Below are 20,232 nucleotides of genomic sequence, written 5' to 3'. Positions count from 1 at the left end.
GCAGGGAAAAAGGCGAACGTCGTGAAACGCGGGGGCTGGCAGGATGAGAGGGAAGAGGTGAAGGACATGGCAGCAACGCAGGAGACGGCTGGCGGGAAAAACGCGCCGCGCTACATTCGGATGCAGGCGGAGGATAACGTCGCCATTGTGGTGAACGACGGCGGCCTGCCCGCCGGCAGTCGGTTCGCGGACGGACTCACGCTGCTCGATGCCGTGCCGCAGGGCCACAAGGTGGCGCTGACCGATCTGGCCGCAGGGGCTGCGGTGGTGCGTTACGGTGTGGTCATCGGCTACGCGGCGCGCGATCTGAGTGCAGGCAGCTGGGTCAACGAGCGGAACCTCGCGATGCCCGAAGCGCCGTCGCTAGACCGTCTGCCGATCAGCACGCGTGTGCCTGCCGAACTGCCGCCGCTCGACGGCTTCACGTTCAGGGGCTATCGCAGCGCAGACGGCTCGGTCGGCACGCGCAACATCCTCGCCATCACGACCACGGTGCAGTGCGTGGCGGGCGTGGTGGAGTTCGCCGTCAAACGCATCAAGGAGACGTTGCTGCCGCAGTATCCGAACGTCGACGACGTCGTCGCGCTCGAGCATACGTATGGCTGCGGCGTGGCCATCGACGCACCGGATGCCATCGTCCCGATCCGCACGCTGCGCAACATCTCCACCAATCCCAACTTCGGCGGCGAAGTGATGGTCGTGAGTCTCGGCTGCGAGAAGTTGCAGCCGGAGCGTCTGCTCCCGGCGGGCAGCATTCCGATCGGGAGCGCCGATGCCGACGGGAAACCCGACACTGTCTGTCTTCAGGACGATGCGCACGTCGGCTTTCTGTCGATGATCGACTCGATCCTGACCATGGCGCGCACGCATCTTGAGCGGCTCAATGCGCGTCAGCGCGAGACGGTGCCCGCCTCGGAGCTGATCGTCGGCGTGCAGTGCGGAGGCAGCGACGCGTTCTCCGGCGTGACGGCCAATCCGGCCGTGGGCTTCGCCACCGATCTGCTCGTGCGCGCGGGCGCGACGGTCATGTTCTCCGAAGTCACCGAAGTGCGCGACGGCATCGACCAACTGACCTCACGCGCGGCCACGCCGGAAGTGGCCGAGGCGATGATTCGCGAGATGGCCTGGTACGACGCGTATCTGGAGCGTGGGCGCGTCGACCGAAGCGCCAACACCACGCCGGGCAACAAGCGCGGCGGGTTGTCCAATATCGTCGAGAAGGCGATGGGGTCGATTGTGAAGTCGGGCAGCGGGCCGATTCACGGCGTGATTTCACCCGGCGCGAAGCTCGACCGCGAACGCCAGCGCGGGCTGATCTACGCGGCGACGCCCGCGAGCGATTTCATCTGCGGCACGCTGCAACTGGCCGCGGGCATCAACTTGCATGTGTTCACGACCGGACGCGGGACGCCTTACGGACTCGCCGAAGTGCCCGTCATCAAGGTGGCGACGCGCTCGGATCTGGCGCGTCGCTGGCACGATCTGATGGATGTGGACGCCGGACGTATCGCCACGGGCGAGGCCACCATCGAAGACGTGGGCTGGCAGTTGTTCCACCTGATGCTGGCCGTCGCAAGCGGTGAAAAAACGTGGGCCGAGCGATGGGGGCTGCATAACGCGCTCACGTTGTTCAACCCCGCGCCGGTGACCTGAGACCGGCGCGTCGATGTGTCGGTGCGCGGGCGTGAGACTCAGAGGTCGGCTTGCGTTTGCGCGAGTCCGAACTCAAGCATGGCGGGCACGAAGCAGTGGTTGAGCGTGTCACGCCGCGACAGCTTCGCGAGGACATAGCGGCGAAACGGCGTGAGCGTGCCCCAGTCGCCGACGTCCGGCGCAAGCAGGTCGGCCATCTCGCACTGCTTGAGCAAGCCCGGCGGCAGGGCGTTCATGTCCTGCCAGGCCGTGGAGGCGGCGTCGACACTGCGCGCGACGGCCTGCCCGAGATGATCGCGCGCGATCTCGTCCAGACGCGCCCCAAAATCTTCGTCACCCGGCACGCACGACGCGAGCGTCTCGCGCGCTTCCTGAGGCAGGCGCTGCCAGTCCGCCAGCGACAGATGCTGGCCGTTACGATCCAGATTGAAGCGAATCGCCATCGTGATGTATTTGAGGTTTTCGCAAGCTTCAATTTCGAAAACAAACATCGGCAGACGCTGGTAAAGGTGCATGACTGTCACTCCTTGTGTGGCGACGTATCGCATGCGAACCGATTGTACTCGCGCCCCGAGGGCGATTGCGGACGCGGCGGGCGCGTGACGATGCGGCATGGCGACGCATCGACGCGGAGATCTGGCCGATGTGGCTCCGCTTTCGACGTCCCCCTGGCAGGTGTTGTCTTTCCAAAATTGCCGATTGTTCTTGGGAAAACTCTCAAAAGCGCTCGGGCGAACACTGAAAAATTCCATCGTTTTGCCAGACGTCTCGTAGCACGGAAAGGCTGTCGTTGAGCGGCAGCCCAGCGTTTTCGGACAGTTCACATCCCCTGCGATGTGAAGCGTCCTAGAGATTCGGTTCTTTCCCAAGGCCGTCCGGATTTCCTAAGGTAGGCGTTCTGCCGATCCATTCCGGTCCATTCCCGATCCACCGCCGACAGGAGCCGACATGCCACCCCGTACGTCTGATGCGTTGCCCATGCCTTTCCCATTTCTTCCCGTAGTTCTGGAGTCGCCCAAGGCGTCAACGTCGCACGGCTTAGCCGCGTCGCCCGAGGTGTCGGAGCCTGCGAGCCGTGCCAGCGCGGTACGCAATAAGCCGCGAACGAGCCGTCGCCCGGCGGTGGTCGAGGCCGCACAGCCGCCGGGCATGGGCGGCGATGGCGGCTGCCCGCTGAGGGTGGAGGTGGTGCGCAGCGTCGCGCCCGAATGTCTGACGCTGCTCGGAGCCATCGTCCGATGAGCGCCATTGCAACTCACCCTGTGTCACACGCGCCAGACGATGCGGGCGGAGAGACATCGGTGTCTGCGGGGGGAGCGGTGTGGGTGATGGCTTCGCCGCACGCGCAATGGACATGCGCGCCGGACGCCGTGACTGTGTCGTCCTATGAAGTGTCGTGCACGCTGCACGAGACCCCCGTCGACACGGCGTCGTGGCTCGAACGCATGAGGCATGGTGTGTTGCTGGCGCGCGCGCCGGTGCCCGGGACTTGGCTGGCAACGCTTGTCGACGAAGCACTGGTGCAGGTGTTGCCTGCAACACCTCGTGGCAGTCAGGACATCGTGCCCGCGTTCGGGCGGATCTGCGACGCATGGGTGCGCGGCATTTTCGCGGCCCCGTTCTGGACGCGTTTCCTCGCGGGCGAGTCGAGCGACATTCAGGTCCTGGCGTTTATCGCACAGCTCTACCATCGCGCGGCAGGTGCCGACGTCCACAATCGCATTGCCGTGGAGCGCTGCACCGACGCGGCGCTGCGGCCGCTGCTGCTGCGTCAGTACCGGGAGCAGCGCGGTCAGGCGACGATGCTGGCCGCAGGGCTGTTGCGATGCGGTCCGGCGGCGCGCACGTTTCTGGACAGCGGCGCCTTCGACGCGACGCACGCGTTGATCGACTTCATCATCGGCGCGGCGGGCGACATGCCCGCTTACGTCGGATGTTGTGCGCTGTGTCAGGCGCCCGCAACGGTGCGCGCAGCCAGCGAGATCGAAGCGCAGTTCGAGGCGCTCGCGCAGCGCTATCCGTCGGCGGCCGACGGCTTCGCGGCCGTCTGCGCACATGCCCGTCATGACGCGAGCGTGTGCGGCGGCACGGCGTTGCTCGCGCAATGGGTGGAAGACGCGGGCGAGCCGGACGTGACGTCGCGGTTGCGCATGTTGCGCGGCGCGTACGGTGTTGCGGCGGCGTATCGGGCGATGTTCGACGCGTTGCATCGGCTCGACGAAGAACTCTGACGAGCGAAGGGTTGTGTAGTCCTGAGGTCGACGAGCAACGCATGCCCCCGATTGGGGCATGTCACTCGTATAATGGCGTCCCAACGGCGGGGGCGGTTGCGGCTCGGCGCCGTCCGCCCCCTGACCATGACAACCCAACTCGCCTACCTCGCCGCGCTCGGTGCCGCCCTTTGCTGGGCTTGCAGCGGCATGATCGCCATCACGCCTGTCCGTCAGGCCGGTTCGTTCCCCTTCAACTACGCCCGCATGCTGCTGGTTTTCGCGATGCTGCTGTTCGCACTCGCGGTGCTGCGCGGCTGGCCATCGCTGTCGCTTGAGCAGTGGTTGCGGCTAACCGCGTCGGGGCTGATCGGCATTCTCGTGGGCGACACGATTCTCTACACGTCGCTCGGACGCCTGGGGCCGCGCCGCAACTCCATCGTCTTCGCCACCAATGCGCCGATGACGGCCGTACTCGGTTACTTCTGGCTGGGCGAAGCGCTGGGCTGGCAGGCGGTCGCGGGCGTTGCGCTGGTGACGGCGGGCGTGGCGCTCGCCATCGCCTTCGGCGGCCGTCGTGAGGATGCACACCACTGGGAGTCGGTACGCGGCGACGTGCGCGTCGGGGTCGCCATCGGGCTGACGGCGGCGCTGTGCCACTCGATCGGCACGCTCATCGCCAAGCCCGTGATGGCGGCTGGTATGGACCCGGTGGGCGCGTCGGCGGTGCGCGTGGGCGTGTCGGCGCTCGGGCTGACGATCCTTGCGGCACGACGCGGGCGAGGCATCTTCTCGGACTTTACGCCGGGCACGCTGGCGCTCACGGCGGCTTCCGGTTTTGTCGGCGTGGCCGTCGGCATGACGTTGCTGCTGTATGGCATGGGGCACGGCAACACGGGCGTCATCGCGACGCTCTCGGCGACCACGCCGGTGATGGTGTTGCCGTTGCTGTGGATTCGCACCCGGCAGCGTCCGGCGGCGGGCGCCTGGTGGGGCGCGCTGATCGCCAGCGCCGGGGTGGCGCTGATCTTTAACCGCTGACGTTGAGGATTGTGCGCCCGTCGCGCCTGAAACGGCTTAGCGTGGGACGGGCGTTTGCAGGGCGTCGGCGCTCGGGTGCGATGCTTCGGTGCCAAGCGTCGGCACCTGAACGTCCTGCGTGGGCGCGGGGCGCGGCACGCTCGGCGTGAGCAGGCGTCGCAGCCACGCGGCGATGCGCTCGAGGACGCCCGGATCGTCGTTGAACAATTCGGGGCGCAGCACGCCCAGATACTCCAGAATCTGATCCGCTTCCTGAGCGCCGACCGAGCCGTAAATGACGGCGAGATCGAGCAGCGCTCGCAGCTCGCCAAGCTTTTCGCGGGCTTGCAGCGAGCGGGCGGTCTCCACTGCACGCTTGGCTTCGAACACGCGTTCGCGCAGCACCGACGCGGTGCGCCATGCGGGCGTTTGCAACGTGGCCTCCAGCGTTCGCAGGTCCTGCGCCGACGTCACGATCTGACCGGCGAGCGATTCCACGATGCGCTCCTCGCCTTTTGCTTCCCTCACGATGCCTTCGGCCCAGCGGCTAGCCTGACGCGCCATGTCTTCGCGCGACCATTCCGGGCGTGAGACGAAATAGAACCCGTGCTGGCGCGCCTGATTGAGGATGATCGAGACGACGTCCGGAAACTGCTTGTCGAATGTGCGCTTGGCCCACGCGTAGTGGCCGCCCGCGAGCAGTTGGGCGACGGCGGCTTCCGTGAGCGGCACGGTGCTGTCGAGCAGGCGTGCGCGCAGGAAGTCGTCGAAGGGCGGCGGCGTGAAATGGCGGTCGACGGCAGAGGAGATGCGCACGAAGGCGTCGAAATCCTTTTGCAGGTCGGCCAGCGCGCTGTCGGAGAGCGTAAGGGCGATGCGACTCATCGTGACCGACTCCCGGGCGCGGCGATGGCGTGTGCGTCCCACGCGAGCGAAGTCGCGTTGGCCGGTCGAATGTCGGTGCGAGTGCCCGTGTAAGTGAGGCGGGCCACAGGCGCAGACGCCGGAGCCCGTGCCACGTGCATCCCCATTGCGCGTGAAGTCATGTGCAGCGATACGTATCAACGGTGCGCTGCGGTCATGGCCGTGCGCTGTGAGATGGGCTGTCCCGCCGGACGTTCGTCACGTCCGGGGCGGGCAGCATGAGTCTGCATGCATCAACGGCACAACGGCGTAAAAACTTTAGCCTTCGGGGCGCATTTTCTTTGAACGCCTTGTGGAGACGGCCGCCGGGTCACTCGCCGTTGGCGGGGCGCAGCAGATAGACGGCGAAGCGCGAACGGGTGTCGAGCCAGACGCGCTCGATGTCCCAGCCAGCGGAGTTCGCGAGGGCGCGGAACTCCGTCTGCCCATACTTGTAGGAGTTCTCAGTATGGATGGACTCGCCTGCCGAGAAATCGAAGCGATGGCCGAGAACGGTGGCTGAGAACGCGCGCTGTGCGACCAGATGCATCTCGATGCGGCTGGCCTTCGCGTTGAAGCGGGCTTCGTGACGGAACGCGTCCAGCGGCAGGTCGCCGTCGAGTTCGCGGTTGATGCGCACGAGCACGTTCAGATCGAACTGCGCCGTCACCCCGCGCGCATCGTCGTACGCGGGCAACAGCACGGCAGGATCCTTGCACGCGTCCACGCCGACGACCATGCGCCGGTGCGCGCCGAGCATCTTGCCGACATGCGCGAGGAAAGCCGCCGCCTGTCCGGGGGCGAAGTTGCCGATTGTCGAGCCGGGGAAAAAGCCGAGGCGCCGGCCTTGCGTGTCGTGCAACTGCGGCGGCAGGCGGAACGGGCGGGTGAAGTCGGCGCGCACCGGCAGCATCGGAATGCCGGGGCAGCGGCGCGCGAGCGTGGCGACGGCGTCGTCCAGAAAGTCGTCGGCAATGTCGACGGGGACATACGCGCGTGGGGTCACGAGGGCGTCGAGCAGCAAGGGCGTCTTGCGGCTCGACCCGCTGCCGAACTCAACGACGACGGCGTTCGGTCCCACAACATCTGCAATCGCGGCGGCGCACTCGCCGAGCAGAGCGGTTTCGGTGCGGGTCTGGTAATACTCGTCGAGGCCTGTGATCTCTTCGAAGAGTTCGCTGCCGCGCTGGTCGTAGAGCCAGGCGCTGGGCAGGGTTTTCGGCGTATGGCCGAGACCGGCGAGCACGTCGGTGGCAAAGGCGTTTTCCGGCAGTGACGGGCAAACGAACGCCGTGGCTTGTTGGGATTGCGTAGCTTGCAACATCAGCGGTCCTCCGCGAGCCTCAGGCCGCAGAACTGCCAGCGCTGATGCGGGTAGAAGAAGTTACGGTACGTGGCGCGTGCGTGTCCCGGCGGCGTGGCGAGCGATCCGCCGCGCAGCACGAACTGTCCGCACATGAACTTGCCGTTGTACTCGCCGACGGCGCCCGAGGCCGTCCGGAATCCCGGGTATGCGACGTATGGACTGGCCGTCCATTGCCATACCGGGCCAAAGCGCTGCTCCATCGTGGGTTGCATAGGGGACGACGCGCTGCCTGCGCCGCGCGCCGCCACCTCCCATTCTTGTTCTGTCGGCAGACGCTTGCCCGCCCAGCGCGCGAAGGCGTCCGCTTCGAAATAGCTCACGTGTTGCACCGGGGCGTCGTCGTCGACGGGCTGCATGCCCGCGAGCGTCATCGACTGCCATTCGCCGTCGTGCAGCTCCCAGTAAAGCGGATGCCCCCAGCCTTCGCGTTGCACCGTCGCCCAGCCATCGGAGAGCCAGAGTCCGGCCATGCGGTAGCCGCCGTCTTCGATGAAGTCGCGCCATTCGCCGTTCGTCACCACGCGCGACGCGATGGCGAAGGGCCGGACCAGCACGTCGTGGGCGGGCGTCTCGCAATCGAAGGCGAAGTGGCCGCCCGAACGGCTCTCGTCACCCGGATGCCCGATGCTATGTCGTCCGCCGCCGTGCTCGATCCATTGCAGCGGTGCACTCGCGTGAAGCGCTGCCGACGGCGGACGATGGGCGGGACGCAACGGATTCTGTGCGAAGAGATGCAGCAGGTCGGTGTGCATCAACTCCTGATGCTGCTCTTCGTGATGCAGGCCGAGCGTGATGAGCGCGACGGTGTCGGGCGCGAGATCCGGGTGTTGCAAGAGTCCATGCATGGCAGCGTCGACGTGGCGGCGATAGGCGAGCACTTCGTCGAGCGTGGGGCGCGTGAGCAGCCCGCGCTGCGGACGCGGATGACGCGGACCGGCAGCTTCGTAATACGAGTTGAAGAGGTAGGCGAAGCGGGGATCGTAAGGACGGTAACGGGGTCCAGATCGCCCGGACGCGGCGTTCGATTCGCTCAGCAAAAACGTCTCGAAAAACCAGGTGGTGTGGGCCAGATGCCACTTGATGGGGCTCGCGTCGGGCATCGACTGCACGGTGGCGTCGGCGTCCGAGAGGCCCTGTGCGAAAGCGACGGAGGCGGCACGCACGGCGTCGAATCGCGCATGCAGGGACGTGACGGGCGACGTGATCGACGAGGCCATCGCTGCATTGTTGGACGGCCCATCGCGAGCGGTCCGCGAGGGGGAAACGTTGGAGGAGGTGCCTGAGGGCGCCTCGGCTTGCGACGTACAACAGGGGACGGTCATAGGAAATATCCGGGGACACACCGTGTTGTGAAACGTGCTGCCTATTGTAGACCTGTTGCCGGGGCGTCATGTACCCCCAGTTTGGGGCCAGTATGTGACGGTTCGTAACGTCGGTTGACGCTCGCGGTCGTCTACCTGCATCGCCGCGCGCCACAAGCCTGAGCGCCGTGTCGGAGGATGCCTACATCAACCAGCCGGTGAGGCCGACAAGGCGTACCGACGTTGCGATGACGAGGCCTGTTGCCGCAGGCATCAGGCCGGAAAGCAGATGCTGGACGAGCGGCGTCTGTCCCCACTTGGCGTAGGCGAAGCCGATCGGGATGATGACGATGGTGGGGCAGAAGTAAAGACCCGCGACGGCAGCGGCGGCCCCTCGCGGACCGCGGAAGCGACGACCGAGGACGGTGGCGATATTGGCGACATTGGGACCGGGCAGGAGTTGCGCGAGCGGGAGCAGTTCAGCGAATTCCCGGTCGGTGAGCCAGCGGCGTTGGTCGACGACCATCCGGCGCGCCCAGGGCAGGACACCGCCGAAGCCTGTCGCACCGACGGTGCCGAAGGCGAGCGCAAGGTCCCAGCAGGAGGGGTGTTCGGTGGGATTGGGAGAGGTGGAGTCGGGGACTGACGACGCGGGGTGTGAGGCGTCGGACGGCGGGGAAACGTGGGATGTCACGATTGTCCGTTGCCGGAGGCGTGGGGGTGGCCTTGAAGGGGGCCGTGGAGTTCGTGTTCGAGGCGCACGACTTCCTGAGCGACGAGTGCGATGGCGTTACGGATTTCCATGAGCGCGGTGTATAGGGCTTGCGCGTTCTGGGGGGAATGCATGGCGACGTCGCGGGCGGCGGTTTCGATGGCGTCGAGCGACAGGGCGATGCGGTCGAGATTCTCCAGCATGGGGCGATCTCCGTTGACGCGCACAGTGCGTGCATACCCCCATGATACCCAACTGACGTATCTCGGTGGGGGATGTTAGAATGCGTGCCCTTGCCGGGGTGATGAAATTGGTAAACATAGCGGACTTAAAATCCGCCGCCTTCGGGCTTGCCGGTTCAAGTCCGGTCCCCGGCACCACTAAGGCTTCGAGCCGCATCACGCCAGACACAGGCATTCCTGTAATTTCGGGGGCTTGTATTGGATGTCCCGTCCCAGCAGCCGTGCAATAGCGTGGTCAAAAGTAGCCCAAGAAGGCTATTTTCGCAGCTCATTGCACCAGATTTGCATCGAAATCTGCACCAAAAATCGAAATCTGCACCAAAAAGTTCACGCGGAGTTTGCCGCGAGCTTCTTTCGCGCGGAGCGTCTATATGTTCGCTCTGGAATTTTTAAGCGCAGATCTGAAATAGTTTTTTCTTGTCGTTAACCACCGTGTCGCCGGGACGTACTAGTGGCTGAAGTCGGCCAAGAGCAGACATTTCAGTGGGTGCACCGGGTGTCCGCTGAGCCGCCGGATGTGGGCTTCAAGCGTTCACTTGGCGGGCTCAGCTACCGGAAACTTCCAACAACTACCATTGAGCATTTCTGCGCGAGGACGATAGAGGCGCACCATGTAATTCCAGCCGTCCAAGATCGGTATGCAGTTCGGCCCCGGGCTCACGGAGACTCAACGCACCCTTACCAGCGGCGGCGGATAGTAGGTGCCATTCGCCACCCCGTCGATCGGGCCATAGTATCTGAACGTCAGCCTGTATCGTGTGCCGCGTGGTGTAGGAAGCCAGTTCCCTTCAGGGGCATCGGCCGGCTTTTCCGCTGCAAAATAGAGCGTCAGGGATCCATCTGCGCCATAGGTGAGACCTGCCGCTTCATTGAGAAGATACTTCTTCTTATCGTTCGGCAAGACACGGTAGCGGGCTGCGTCCACGGCGATCACGGACCAGAACCAAGTGGCGAATCGGGAGGGCAGTGCCGCTTTCGGAAAGGTCAGCGTATATACGTTCTCGCCGCTCAATTCAATGCCATTGGCATCCTTCGCCGCCCGATAGTAGAGCACCTCCGGTTTGACATTTGCCCAGATGCCACCACGATTCACCAATGTGCGCGTCAGGTAATCGGTGCTGTATTCGCCGACGACAGACGGTCGCGCCCAACTGTTACGTATGCTGCCGTGTCCAATGATGTCGCCAGCACTGGCCAATTCCCTGAACGCCTGTGTGCGAATCACGCGATCAATTCGAGTGCGCTCTTCCGGCATTTGTGCCGCGCTGGCGATGCGGCGAACGAGAGCCTGCATCTCGCGAAATCCGGGATTCCGGTCAGCCTCGCTGTCCAATGCCGCATTTGCAGAATCAAATGCTTCGACACCCGGAAACGTTGTGTCATCGAAGATGAGCGTTTTCGGAATGTCAGGTGGCCGTACGGGCCCTGTCGAGGAGAGGGTGAATCTGTGCTGGAGGGCAATCGCGCCTTCGCGGTCAGTGCCGAGCGCGACACGTGTGAGCATGCGTGCTTGCTTTACGGGAATGTCAATTCGACGGACGCCCTCGGGAAGACGGACGTCTGCGTCGACATGGCAGAACGCAAACTCCCCTGAAGACTTGCTGGGATACAAACGTTCGTTGATATTGGCGAGCGTTTCCCCCCAGCCGTCCAGCAGCTGCACGGTAAAGTATCGGCCCTCGATTTTCGGCACCGAGATGACAGCGCAGTGGGTGTCATCGACAGCAATCCACGCTTCTGAATAGGCGACGTCGAGATTCGGATTCGGCCAGTCGACCGCGCCGGGCGCGCGATGCAGCAGTTCATTCCAGCGAAAACCGCTCTTGAAATCCAACTGTTCCTGGCGGGCGACCAGCAGGCGCCCGAGCAGGTAAATGTAAGCCTTGCTGATCTGCTCGTCCGCGATTGCTGGCGTCAATGAAGGCGCAGTTGCCTGAGGGTGTCTGGCCTTGCCTTCGGCTGGACTTTGTGCGGAGGCCGATGCGATCAAAACTAAGTAAATCGCGAACGCAAGAATCGTATGACGAACCTTCATGACATCGCCCTCCGAGTGAGGAAGCCCAGGGCCGTTTAGCAAGCGGTCGACATCATTCTATTCAGGAGTGCTTCGTCTGCAAGCGTTTTACTATAAGAAGTAATTTCTATTCTTTGCACAGGGAATGCTTGAGTTTGATCGGGTACGTATGCGGACAGACGACGGCCAAATCCGGCCCACACCGAAAGTGCCCGCTTAGACGTTGAACGGCTAAGCGGGTCGGAAACGGACGCCCGAGAAGACCAATTTCCCCCGGTGAAAACTCTCGCAGCGGTGCACCGAACGTGCGCCGATTGACGTTATTTTGTTGATCTAATTGGTTATAGGGTTCTGATCCCTGGCAGGCCTAATCCTTCTCCGACGCGCGCGGTGAGATTCTTTCGAGAGCCTGAACCCGTTCGGAGGGAGCGAATCACATCGATTTGGAATTTCTGACCAGACGGGTATAGCGACGCCGCAATCTATATTCGACGAGCGTCCGTATCGGTCGTCATCTGGATATTACCCCTTATATCGATCTCGACTAATATTCGTCCACGGGTTCGTGTTTGAAAAATTACTGCGTATTCCAAAAAAAGGGGGATGTCGATGCCGTGGAAAACTTGGGCGGTTTTCAAGGCAACGTGGATATTAAATTGTGTTCTGGTTGTGGTGGACTTTGCTTGGGGGAGACAAATAGGCTTGTCTCTCAGGTTAAGCGAAATATGGTGGGTTGCCTCGCGCGGCTGCTTTGGCTTGCTGGTTGCCTGGGGCTTAGTCCTTGTGTCAGTAAATTTAAAGTTAAGCGGTACAGCGCGCGGTCGTTTCTACCATGACTCAGCGTTAGGTATCCTGTGGATAACGAGCCTGGCTGCGTTCACGTGCGGTGCGACAGTGCTTCAGTATTTGTCAGTATCCCTGGGCGCTCCGGATATTTCAGATGTACTGATTTCAGTCGATGAAACCTTTGGAATTCATTGGCCGCTCATTTATTCGGCGATCCATAGTAACGGGGCGCTCGAAATGGCGCTCGGAGCGGCTTACGATTCATTGTTCCTTCAAATGGTTTTGCTGCCATTCGTGCTCATCATTGCGGGGAAGGTCGAACATTACGCAGAGTTCGTTGTTCAGTTCATGATTGCGGCTTTGATCGTTGTGATCATAGCGACGCCGTTTCCTGCCGAGAGCGCCTTTACTCACTACCATGTCTCGGATGTTGGGGCCACGGCCTCCGTCTCTGATTTCAGCGACTTCCGTTCCGGCAGGATGCGTGAACTGTCATTTGGAACGATGCAAGGTCTCGTCTCGTTTCCCTCTTTTCACGCGGTTTTAGCTGTCCTGATTCCGTACGCGGCGCGTCGATTGAAGCTTCTTTTCCTTCTATTTTTACCCTTGAACGCGTTAATGCTGGCGTCTACTCCGGCGCGTGGTGGGCACTATTTGACTGACGTCGTCGGCGGCCTCGCGGTGGCTCTCGTTTCAATTTGCATGGCAGCAAGGTTTGTTGCCCGTCAATCACGGAACGACCTCGGACTGGCCATAGCCGCTGGCAATGGATCTCAAGCTGCAAGCGACGTTTAGGCCATCACGCTTTCTCCCTCCGGAGTCTCGTCCCAGCCACTGTGCAACAGCGTAGTTAAAAGTAGCTTAAGAAGGCTATTTTTGCGTCTCCGTGCACCGGATGTGCATCGAAATTTGCAGTCGGGGAGTCCATTCCCGTGCAAATCGATTGGGCGCGGCGATACCGACTGATGCGCCTGCATTTTTGCGGCGGAAATGGTCTTGCAAGTGGTGTATCGACCCAAACACGCACGGTCTGGCGGGATGTTGTCGATCAGATCTCCGACATCACGACCCTTCCGGAAGCGAGAAACCCATCGCCCGCAATTGGGCACGCAATTCATCAGGACCCCGGAAATGTACGCCGCGCATTTCTGCGCGCTCGGCAGCTTCGACGTTGCGGACACTGTCATCGATGAAGGCCGTTGCTTCCGGGCGCAGGTGATAGCGCTCGATGATCAGATTGAAGATGGCCGGATCGGGTTGTATGAGACGCTCACGACCGGAGACGACAATTCCCTCGAACCACTTCAGGAACGGGAACCGAGCTTCAGCAATGTGGAACGTCTCAGCAGACCAGTTAGTCAGCGCCAGAAGTCGGACATTCAGGTCACGCAACTGCTCCAGAATCTTGACTGTACCTTCGATCTCGCCAGGAATCATTTCTTCCCAGCGATCAAAATAGGCCCGGATATTGGATTCGTGAGCGGGATGCCGTGCAACTGCGTCAGCAATGGCTTCCTTCCATGGGCGACCGCGATCCTGTTGCTCGTTCCACTCGGCGTTGCAGACCTCGGACAAGAAGTGCTCCATCGCAGCTTCATCGTCGCCGAAGATCTTCGTGAAAAGATGACGAGGGTTCCATTGAATAAGAACGTTGCCGAGATCGAAAATCACCGTATCGACAACGCATGGCGACTGCATTGGATCAAGTTGGTTCATGCTTCCTTCCGATTTCCCATGCGTTACCTGCGAAGGTAACGATGATTTAGAGCCATAAATTGTAACGGACCGGAAGACGTCGCCGACTTCGAAGCCCGGACGTCGCACAACGTGTGCCGTCCACCCGGGCTTCGTTATGTCGTTACGCTCAAATCTGCTGCTGACCGCCATCGACGAACAACTCCGCACCGTTCACGAAGCTGGCATCGTCCGAAGCGAGGAACAGGGCGGCGCTGGCAATTTCCTCCGGTTCGCCAAGGCGCGCCAGCGGGATTTGCGCTGCAAGGTAGTCGGCCAGCCCTTGACGTTGCGCGGCGTCGTCGCCCGCCAGATCGAGCAGGCCGGGGGTGCGGGTCGCCCCAGGGCTGATCGTGTTCACGCGGATGCGGCGCGGCTTCAGGTCAAGAATCCAACTGCGGGCAAACGCGCGCACCGCCGCCTTCGAGGCCGAGTACACACTGAACGCCGCAGTCCCCGAGCTGCCAGCCGTCGAACCGGTCAGGGTAATGCCCCCTGAAATCCACCGCTAGGAGAAGTAGAATTTTCTCGTTAAGAGGGAGTTCTGCAGATGAAGAAGTCGAGATTCACGGACAGCCAGATACTGGAGGCGCTCAAGCGCGCGGAGGCTGGGCTGGCGGTGCCGGAGCTGTGCCGAGAACTGGGCATCAGTTCGGCAACGTTTTATAAGTGGCGCTCGAAGTACGGCGGCATGGACGCGTCGATGATGTCGCGCATGAAGGAGCTGGAGGCGGAGAATACCCGGCTTCGCAAGATGTACATCGAGGAGAAGCTCAAGGCTGAGATTGCCTCGGAGGCCCTGCAAAAAAAGTTCTGAAGCCATCTCGTCGGCGCGAGATGGCAAAGCAAGTTGTGCAACAGCGGCGCGTGTCAATTCGTGTGGCGTGCGCGGTGCTCGGCATCAGCGAGTCGTGCTACCGGTACGCGGCGAAGTTGAACACGGAGAACGAAGAGATTGCCGACTGGCTACTGCGTATTACGGGCTGCCATCGCAACTGGGGTTTTCTGCTGTGCTACTTCTACCTGCGTAATGTGAAGGGATTCGGCTGGAACCACAAGCGCATTTACCGAATTTACCGGGAGCTGGAGCTGAACCTGCGCATCAAGCCGAAAAAGCGGCTGGTGCGCGAAACGCCGCAGCCGCTATCGGTACCGGAGGCCATCAATGAAGTGTGGTCGATGGACTTCATGCATGACCAACTGGTTGACGGGCGCAGTATCCGGACGCTGAACGTGATTGATGATTTCAACCGCGAGGCGCTGGGCATCGAGGTGGATTTCTCGTTGCCATCCGAGCGGGTGATTCGCACGCTGAAGCAGCATATGGAATGGCGAGGCAAGCCGAAGGTCATCCGGTGCGACAACGGCCCGGAATATTTGAGTGCGGCCATCGTGACATGGACGCAGAAGCAAGGCATCCGGCTGGAATACATCGAGCCGGGCAAGCCGCAGCAGAATGCGTATATCGAACGGTTCAACCGGACTGCGCGATACGAATGGCTGTCGCAGTACCTGTGGGAGGACCTGGAGCAGGTTCGCGAAGCGGCGGCCGACTGGATGTGGATTTACAATCACGAGCGCCCGAATATGGCATTGGGCGGTTTTACCCCGAAGCAGCGGCTTGCCATGGTCGCTTAGTTTCTACTTCTGCTGACCGTGGAAAACGGGGGCATTACCTCAGGATCACCGAGGCACCGTCTGCCAGCAGCGGCAACGCCTTCTGCACCGTGAACAGCACGGCCTTCACGTTGCGGTCGAACGTCTCGTCGTAATGCGCCTCGGTGATGTCGCCGAGGGCAAGCATCGAGCCGCCGCCAGCATTGGCAAACAACACGTCGAGACGGCCGTGTGCTTCGCCGATTTGCTTATACAGCGAATCGAGTTCGTCCGGCTTCGTCGAGTCGACGCGGAGACCGGTAGCCGTGCCGCCGACCTCACGGATCGATGCGACGGCGGCATCGAGTTCAGCCAGACGGCGGCCCGTCAGATAAACGTGTGCGCCTTCGGCAGCAAAGCGTTGTGCCGTAGCCAGGCCGATACCGCTGGTTGCGCCGGTGACGAGTGCGATCTTGTTGTCGAGCTTGCGTGCCATGGTGTTGCTCCTTCGTTCAATTCGATGTGTTGGTTGGGCCGGTGTCCGGCGGTCGCAGCGCGTTGTCGGTTGCGATGAGTTAAGAATATCGACGCGCCCTTGTTTTCGAAATAGAATCAATTGCAAATCAACGTTGCAAATTTGAAATGATGGGTAATCGTGTCGAAACTGCCTGATTTCGAAGGACTCGCGATGTTTGCCAAAGTCGCGGAGGAAGGCTCCTTTGCGGCGGCGGCGCGCGAGATGGGGGTGTCGGTCGCCACCGTGTCGCGCGGCGTCGCTCGTCTGGAGGACCGGCTGGGCGCGCGGCTGCTCAATCGCACGTCGCGTCAACTTGCGCTGACCGAGTTCGGCCGCACGTTGTGTGAGAAGGCTGGCGAGATTTACCGACAAGCCGAGGCGGCGGAGGGCGCTGCCCGCGAGATGTCCGTGCAGCCTCGCGGGCTGGTGCGACTGGCCGTGCCGATGTCGTTCGGGGTGCGTTGGGTCGCGCCGTTGATGCCGGAGTTTTTCCGGCGGTATCCGGACGTTCAGGTCGACCTGCATCTCGCCGATTCGACCGTCGATCTCGTGGCGGATGGATTCGATGCGGCGCTGCACATTGCCGCGCTGCCGGATTCGTCGCTAGTCGCGCGACGTTTGTGCGCGGTGACGCAATTCGTCGTCGCATCACCGACGTATCTGAAGCGCGAAGGTCGACCGGCGCATCCGCGCGAGTTGGTGGATCGGCCCTGCATGTCATATGCCTATCGCGCGCGCAGCGACGTATGGCGCTTTACCAACGATGCCGGAGATGAGGAACTGGTGACGCCAGCCGGGCCGCTTCGCGTGACCAATTCCGATGCGCTGCTGCCGATGCTGCTCGAAGGACTCGCTATCGCCGAGTTGCCGGAGTTCATCGCCGCCGAATATCTGAGCGATGGGCGGCTCGAAGCGATTCTCACCGGATGGTCGTTGACGAAAGGGGGACTGTACTTCGTTACCCCGTCCGCTCGCGCAAGGCCAGCGAAAGTAAGCGCACTGTCGGACTACTTTGCCGAACATCTGAGTGAACCGACGTGGCGCTGGCCACGCGAATGACTGCATTTCGGCGGGCGCGCTATGTCCCCGATATCCACTGCGCTATAAGCGATTAAATTCTCTTCAAGAAATGAAAAAAACCATTGTCGCTCTGTTTGCGCTTCCGACGCTGCTGCAAACGACTCCGACGTTCGCCGATATTGCGAACGGAAAGAACCTGTACACCCAGAGATGTGCCATGTGCCACGGCGTCGATCTCAAAGGATCCGGGCCGCTGGCCACGAAGAGCACCCCGCCCACGCCGGACCTGACAACGTCCGCATTCAAGAAGCGGCTCAACGACTATCCCGGCGTGATCGTCTCATCCGTCATTCTTCGCCCGAACGGCGACCTGATTCCAAAAACGTTGCGCGAAAACGGGGTGAAGCTTGCACCGTATGCGTGGCGCGTTCAGGATTTTCGCGATCTGCACCAATACATGACGGGCGTGATCTTGAAAGGTCGTTGACGACGAAGTCTTCGCCTCAGGATTAGAATCCTCTCATCTCGACGCGAGGTCTGCCATGTCGCACTCACCGAACGACGCTCATGAGCACGGGCATCACCACGGGCATGCTCACGGTCACGCAGGGCACAGTCATGCCGGTCATAGCCACACCAGTGGCGTTACCGATCAGAAGCGGATCGGGATCGCGTCAAACGTCTCGAAGTCGTCGCCGCATTCGTGAATGGCTGCGCGCTTTTCGTCATCGCGGCATGGATCGTGATCGAAGCGATTCGACGGTTCGCCGCGCCGGTGCCGGTCGTCGGCATGACGATGCTCGTCGTCGCGTTCGCCGGACTGCTCGCCAATATTGCCGCCTTCATGGTCCTGCACCGCGGCAATCGCGAAAACCTCAACATGCGCGGCGCGTGGCTGCACGTGATGGGCGACATGCTTGGGTCGGCGGCGGCCATCGTCGCGGCTGGCGTGATTCTCTTCACGGGATGGACACCCATCGACCCGCTGCTTTCGATATTCGTCGCGCTGACCATCCTGAAAAGCGCGTGGGGTAGCGTGAAGTCCTCCGCGCATATCCTGCTCGAAGGCACACCGCATTCGCTCAGTCCGACGCAGATCAAAGCCGATCTGGAGACGACCGTGACGGAGGTGCAGGGCGTACATCACATCCACGCGTGGTCCGTCACCGGCGGGCGCCACATGATCACACTGCACGCTGTGCCCGCGCCCGGCGTGAGTGCGCGTGACGCCATGATTGCCGTGCAGCAGCGTCTCGCAACACGATTCAACGTCGAACACGCCACGATTCAGATCGAAGACGCGGAATGTGCCGACGGTCACAGCGGCACGGATTGCGACGGAGCGTCGTCACCCCGACATTCACGATCGGGTAGAACTTCAGCTTGTTAGCCTTGTCCTGAAGCTGCTGACGCTCATCGTCGACGGTGACCTGTCCCACGATAGCCGTGATGAGGGGCGGCACGTCGAGTTCGACGGTCGGCTCGCCGTAGGCGACACCGGCGTCGAACGACATCGACCAGCCGGGCGTGGCCAGCGGGCTATGACCGAAGCCGACGCCGACGTACGGGGGGATACAACATGGCCATCGCGGACCGCGTCAGACGTCGAAGACGGGCGGTTTCCCCGGTCCCCGATCCGGGTCGATGCGCGTCGTAGAATGGCGAACCGGTCGCCCGTGAGCGCCGACCCCCTCGAAACACATTCCCGGTCCATGAAAAATAAAACGGAAAAAGGCGCCGACAAAAGCGCCCACAATAGCGCCAGCAAAGCCGATCTGGACCGGTTCGATCTGAACATCCTCGACCTGCTTCAGACGAACAACCGGCAATCGCACGCGGCCATTGCCGAGCAGGTGGGGCTTTCCACGGCGTCGGTGCAGCGGCGCATCAGTCGGCTGGAGGCGCGGGGCGTCATCCGGGACAACGTCGCCGTGCTCGACCCCGCCATGGTCGGCAATCCCGTGACGGCTGTCATCGAATCGCGACTGGTCGAGGATCGAAGCGTTGTGATGGATCGTGCGAAGCGCTATTTTCGGGGCGTCGACGAAATTCAACAGTGCTATTTCGTCAACGGCGGCGTCTCGTTCATCATCATCATGATTTCACGCGACATTCCGCATTTCGAGCAACTCGTCCGTCAGCACTTCGCCGACAATCCGGACATCCTCACCTATCGGACGCTCATCGTGCTCGATCAGGTGAAGACCGGCCTGAAGCTCCCGCTCTTCGAGCTGATCTGACGACAGCACCAGGACGTCACGCGTCGGCACGCGGCCGCGAAAACAATGCACACCCCGCGCATGCTGCGACGACGCACGCGATCCCGGCGCACTGCGTCGGCGTCAGCGTCTCATTCAGAACCACCCACCCGGCGATGGCGCTGACGGCTGGCGACCCGCTCAGCAGCACGCCGAACACGCGCGCGGGCAAACGGCGCATCGCGTAGATATCCAGCAGAAACGGCAGCATGCTGGACAGCACGGCCACGCTGAAGCCAACCAGCAGCACGTGTATGGACATCAGCGCCGTGCCCGCCTGCGCGATCCCCAGGGGCACGGCAATCATCGCAGCAATCGTCATACCGACCGCCACCGATTGCCCGCCACCGGCCGACGCTCTGCGCCCCACGAGCACGTAGATCCCCCAGAACAAAGCGGCTGCCAGCGAGAACGCGACGCCGCGAATATCGATTTCGCCTTTGACGTCGCCAATCGCGAGCCCCACCATGCCGAGCGCGGCCAGCGCAATCCAGACAAGATCGGACGCGCGTCGAGACGTCAGCAAGGCCGCGCTCAACGGCCCCATGACTTCGATGGAGATGGCGACGCTGACCGGGATATACGCGAACGCGCGATAGATGAGCAGATTCATCAGCGCCAGCGTGACGCCGTAGGTGAGCATCGTGAGCCACGAAACGCCCGCGTCGCGGAAATTCAATCGCGAGGGCTTAAGCGCGGCGACAAGGACGAGAGACGACAGGCCAAGGCGCAGCGCGGCAACGCCTTCACTGCCGACGAGGGGAAACAGCGTTTTGGCGAAGGCCGCGCCGGTCTGGACGGAGACCATGCCCGCGAATGCGGCGGCGAATGGCACGTTCCGGTGGTTGAACATCGGAGTCTGTTGCAATGACGAAGGAGAGGAAATTTTAATTTCCTCCC

General features: G+C 62.1%; 18 protein-coding genes, 1 tRNA gene and 2 pseudogenes. 10 read left to right on the top strand and 11 right to left on the bottom strand.

Going from position 1 to position 20,232, the window contains the following annotated elements:
* Positions 1–66: 66 nt before the first annotated feature.
* The gene (gene garD / locus MB84_RS20120; protein ID WP_046294043.1) at positions 67–1,653 is read left to right on the top strand and encodes a galactarate dehydratase; all 1,587 of its coding nucleotides are present in this window, start codon (positions 67–69) and stop codon (positions 1,651–1,653) included.
* Between the two features lie 38 nt (positions 1,654–1,691).
* Here garD and MB84_RS20115 read toward each other — a convergent pair whose 3' ends face one another.
* On the bottom strand, positions 1,692–2,168 hold the full coding sequence (locus MB84_RS20115) for a nitrate reductase associated protein (protein WP_046293046.1): 477 nt from the start codon (positions 2,166–2,168) through the stop codon (positions 1,692–1,694).
* Positions 2,169–2,981: 813 nt separating this feature from the next.
* On the opposite strand from MB84_RS20115, the gene MB84_RS20105 reads away from it, so the two are divergent.
* Together MB84_RS20105 and MB84_RS20100 are read left to right on the top strand one after the other, a co-directional pair.
* Positions 2,982–3,884: a hypothetical protein gene (locus MB84_RS20105; protein ID WP_046293044.1), complete on the top strand. Its 903-nt coding sequence runs from the start codon at positions 2,982–2,984 to the stop codon at positions 3,882–3,884.
* Between the two features lie 126 nt (positions 3,885–4,010).
* Complete coding sequence (locus tag MB84_RS20100; RefSeq protein WP_046294042.1) at positions 4,011–4,904, top strand: DMT family transporter; 894 nt, start codon at positions 4,011–4,013, stop codon at positions 4,902–4,904.
* Between the two features lie 36 nt (positions 4,905–4,940).
* Here the strand turns inward: MB84_RS20100 and MB84_RS20095 are convergent, their stop codons facing one another.
* The 5 genes from MB84_RS20095 to MB84_RS20075 all read right to left on the bottom strand — a co-directional run bounded on the left by MB84_RS20095 (position 4,941) and on the right by MB84_RS20075 (position 9,368).
* On the bottom strand, positions 4,941–5,768 hold the full coding sequence (locus MB84_RS20095; protein ID WP_046293043.1) for a DUF4088 family protein: 828 nt from the start codon (positions 5,766–5,768) through the stop codon (positions 4,941–4,943).
* Between the two features lie 349 nt (positions 5,769–6,117).
* Positions 6,118–7,110 (bottom strand): L-histidine N(alpha)-methyltransferase, encoded by a 993-nt coding sequence (gene egtD / locus MB84_RS20090; RefSeq protein ID WP_046293042.1) that lies wholly within the window; start codon positions 7,108–7,110, stop codon positions 6,118–6,120.
* A complete protein-coding gene (egtB, locus tag MB84_RS20085) occupies positions 7,110–8,369 on the bottom strand; it encodes an ergothioneine biosynthesis protein EgtB (RefSeq protein WP_046293041.1) in 1,260 nt (419 codons plus the stop codon). The genes egtD and egtB overlap by 1 nt, the downstream gene beginning before the upstream one ends.
* A 286-nt stretch (positions 8,370–8,655) precedes the next feature.
* Positions 8,656–9,147, bottom strand: a complete 492-nt coding sequence (locus tag MB84_RS20080; protein ID WP_084009892.1) for a chromate transporter — start codon at positions 9,145–9,147, stop codon at positions 8,656–8,658.
* Positions 9,144–9,368 (bottom strand): hypothetical protein, encoded by a 225-nt coding sequence (locus MB84_RS20075; protein WP_046293040.1) that lies wholly within the window; start codon positions 9,366–9,368, stop codon positions 9,144–9,146. The genes MB84_RS20080 and MB84_RS20075 overlap by 4 nt, the downstream gene beginning before the upstream one ends.
* 92 nt (positions 9,369–9,460) lie before the next feature.
* Between MB84_RS20075 and MB84_RS20070 the strand changes: the two genes are divergently transcribed.
* Positions 9,461–9,545 (top strand) — tRNA-Leu (locus tag MB84_RS20070).
* A 529-nt stretch (positions 9,546–10,074) separates the two neighbouring features.
* Here the strand turns inward: MB84_RS20070 and MB84_RS20065 are convergent.
* The gene (locus MB84_RS20065) at positions 10,075–11,442 is read right to left on the bottom strand and encodes a DUF1214 domain-containing protein (RefSeq protein WP_065225810.1); all 1,368 of its coding nucleotides are present in this window, start codon (positions 11,440–11,442) and stop codon (positions 10,075–10,077) included.
* Between the two features lie 588 nt (positions 11,443–12,030).
* Between MB84_RS20065 and MB84_RS20060 the strand changes: the two genes are divergently transcribed.
* Complete coding sequence (locus MB84_RS20060; RefSeq protein WP_169835030.1) at positions 12,031–13,002, top strand: phosphatase PAP2 family protein; 972 nt, start codon at positions 12,031–12,033, stop codon at positions 13,000–13,002.
* 267 nt (positions 13,003–13,269) lie between these two features.
* Here the strand turns inward: MB84_RS20060 and MB84_RS20055 are convergent, their stop codons facing one another.
* Together MB84_RS20055 and MB84_RS20050 are read right to left on the bottom strand one after the other, a co-directional pair.
* Positions 13,270–13,923, bottom strand: coding sequence for an HAD family hydrolase (locus MB84_RS20055; protein ID WP_211279321.1), 654 nt, complete (start codon positions 13,921–13,923; stop codon positions 13,270–13,272).
* Positions 13,924–14,071: 148 nt separating this feature from the next.
* A pseudogene (locus tag MB84_RS20050) lies at positions 14,072–14,431 on the bottom strand (SDR family NAD(P)-dependent oxidoreductase); the annotation flags it as partial.
* Positions 14,432–14,491: 60 nt separating this feature from the next.
* Between MB84_RS20050 and MB84_RS20040 the strand changes: the two are divergent.
* Positions 14,492–15,579, top strand: a protein-coding gene (locus tag MB84_RS20040) for an IS3 family transposase (protein WP_157122635.1) whose coding sequence is annotated in 2 segments (ribosomal slippage) — positions 14,492–14,741 and positions 14,741–15,579 — 1,089 coding nt in all. Because the reading frame shifts where the segments join, the coding sequence is not laid out codon by codon here.
* A 40-nt stretch (positions 15,580–15,619) separates the two neighbouring features.
* Here MB84_RS20040 and MB84_RS20035 read toward each other — a convergent pair.
* A pseudogene (locus MB84_RS20035) lies at positions 15,620–16,033 on the bottom strand (SDR family NAD(P)-dependent oxidoreductase); the annotation flags it as partial.
* A 159-nt stretch (positions 16,034–16,192) separates the two neighbouring features.
* Here MB84_RS20035 and MB84_RS20030 point away from each other — a divergent pair.
* From MB84_RS20030 to MB84_RS20015, 4 genes are all read left to right on the top strand, one after another.
* The gene (locus MB84_RS20030; RefSeq protein WP_046293037.1) at positions 16,193–17,113 is read left to right on the top strand and encodes a LysR family transcriptional regulator; all 921 of its coding nucleotides are present in this window, start codon (positions 16,193–16,195) and stop codon (positions 17,111–17,113) included.
* Between the two features lie 70 nt (positions 17,114–17,183).
* On the top strand, positions 17,184–17,561 hold the full coding sequence (locus tag MB84_RS20025; protein WP_046293036.1) for a cytochrome c: 378 nt from the start codon (positions 17,184–17,186) through the stop codon (positions 17,559–17,561).
* 216 nt (positions 17,562–17,777) lie between these two features.
* A complete protein-coding gene (locus MB84_RS20020) occupies positions 17,778–18,464 on the top strand; it encodes a cation diffusion facilitator family transporter (protein WP_084009890.1) in 687 nt (228 codons plus the stop codon).
* 151 nt (positions 18,465–18,615) lie between these two features.
* Positions 18,616–19,314 (top strand): Lrp/AsnC family transcriptional regulator, encoded by a 699-nt coding sequence (locus MB84_RS20015; protein WP_211279320.1) that lies wholly within the window; start codon positions 18,616–18,618, stop codon positions 19,312–19,314.
* 16 nt (positions 19,315–19,330) lie between these two features.
* On the opposite strand, the gene MB84_RS20010 is transcribed toward MB84_RS20015, so the two are convergent.
* On the bottom strand, positions 19,331–20,185 hold the full coding sequence (locus tag MB84_RS20010) for an EamA family transporter (RefSeq protein WP_046293034.1): 855 nt from the start codon (positions 20,183–20,185) through the stop codon (positions 19,331–19,333).
* Positions 20,186–20,232: the final 47 nt, after the last annotated feature.

Origin of the sequence: Pandoraea oxalativorans, assembly GCF_000972785.3 — a bacterium.
Lineage (GTDB): Bacteria > Pseudomonadota > Gammaproteobacteria > Burkholderiales > Burkholderiaceae > Pandoraea > Pandoraea oxalativorans.
Note: the sequence above shows the minus strand (reverse complement) of the source record. Positions and strands in the feature narration are given on the sequence as shown.

Coding starts and splice junctions, on each gene's coding strand:
- garD (WP_046294043.1), top strand. CDS start 67: ATGGCAGCAACGCAGGAGACGGCTGGCGGGAAAAACGCGCCGCGCTAC.
- MB84_RS20115 (WP_046293046.1), bottom strand. CDS start 2,168: ATGCACCTTTACCAGCGTCTGCCGATGTTTGTTTTCGAAATTGAAGCT.
- MB84_RS20105 (WP_046293044.1), top strand. CDS start 2,982: ATGGCTTCGCCGCACGCGCAATGGACATGCGCGCCGGACGCCGTGACT.
- MB84_RS20100 (WP_046294042.1), top strand. CDS start 4,011: ATGACAACCCAACTCGCCTACCTCGCCGCGCTCGGTGCCGCCCTTTGC.
- MB84_RS20095 (WP_046293043.1), bottom strand. CDS start 5,768: ATGAGTCGCATCGCCCTTACGCTCTCCGACAGCGCGCTGGCCGACCTG.
- egtD (WP_046293042.1), bottom strand. CDS start 7,110: ATGTTGCAAGCTACGCAATCCCAACAAGCCACGGCGTTCGTTTGCCCG.
- egtB (WP_046293041.1), bottom strand. CDS start 8,369: ATGGCCTCGTCGATCACGTCGCCCGTCACGTCCCTGCATGCGCGATTC.
- MB84_RS20075 (WP_046293040.1), bottom strand. CDS start 9,368: ATGCTGGAGAATCTCGACCGCATCGCCCTGTCGCTCGACGCCATCGAA.
- MB84_RS20065 (WP_065225810.1), bottom strand. CDS start 11,442: ATGAAGGTTCGTCATACGATTCTTGCGTTCGCGATTTACTTAGTTTTG.
- MB84_RS20060 (WP_169835030.1), top strand. CDS start 12,031: ATGCCGTGGAAAACTTGGGCGGTTTTCAAGGCAACGTGGATATTAAAT.
- MB84_RS20055 (WP_211279321.1), bottom strand. CDS start 13,923: ATGAACCAACTTGATCCAATGCAGTCGCCATGCGTTGTCGATACGGTG.
- MB84_RS20025 (WP_046293036.1), top strand. CDS start 17,184: ATGAAAAAAACCATTGTCGCTCTGTTTGCGCTTCCGACGCTGCTGCAA.
- MB84_RS20015 (WP_211279320.1), top strand. CDS start 18,616: ATGACCGAAGCCGACGCCGACGTACGGGGGGATACAACATGGCCATCG.
- MB84_RS20010 (WP_046293034.1), bottom strand. CDS start 20,185: ATGTTCAACCACCGGAACGTGCCATTCGCCGCCGCATTCGCGGGCATG.